This window comes from Rhodococcus sp. 24CO (genome assembly GCF_050586165.1).
GTDB lineage: Bacteria > Actinomycetota > Actinomycetes > Mycobacteriales > Mycobacteriaceae > Rhodococcus_F.
In genome coordinates this window covers 1-627 of record NZ_JAZFNF010000072.1, presented here as the reverse complement: position 1 = coordinate 627, position 627 = coordinate 1, and the positions used below count along the sequence as shown (strand labels likewise).

The window sequence follows — 627 nt, the reverse complement described above, 5'->3', positions numbered from 1 at the left end:
GGCTGGATCACGTTTTGCTGGGTGCTCCAGTTGTAGCGCACTTTCATGGTCGTGTCATTCAGTCATATGTCCAGGTCACCCTCCCCCTGTGCCTCTCGACACTCGTGCCCGCATCCGGTCCGCGAACCCCACTCGTCTCACGGTGCCCGCCCCTTCGCGACCGTGTACTCACCCAGCAACGAGGCGCATGCGCGAGCAGGTGGCAACCGAGAAACGTCTTGTGGAACCGAAAAAAGCTCCGTCGGTCAGGCGTCAACACGTGCAGCCAGGACACGCACACCCGTTCTGCTGTAACGCTTGAGCAGATTCCGTAGATAACTAGTTTATTGCTGCAATCTTTTCCGAGGCGACGAGCCGCTGCGGCTCGCCGACCTCAGGTGCGGTGAGAAGCGTGCGCGCGTTGCTTCACCGACTCTCATATCTCGAACGAAAAGGTGAAAACATCATGCCGGCAGACCGTCCTCGCCACGCCGCTGCACTCGCCGCGTACTTGGCCCAGTTCACAGGGGCACCCGATCCCGGCAAAAGCCCGGCAGAGAGTCGGTACGCGGGACTTAAGCCTGAGGACCTGGACCGATACCGTGAGGATTATCGTCAGGCATTAACGTGGGTGCATGCGTCGAACTT

The 627-nt window shown here is 59.8% G+C and carries 1 pseudogene; it reads left to right on the top strand.

The features are described from left to right. Positions 1-445: 445 nt before the first annotated feature. A pseudogene (locus V2B23_RS30890) lies at positions 446-627 on the top strand (hypothetical protein); the annotation flags it as partial.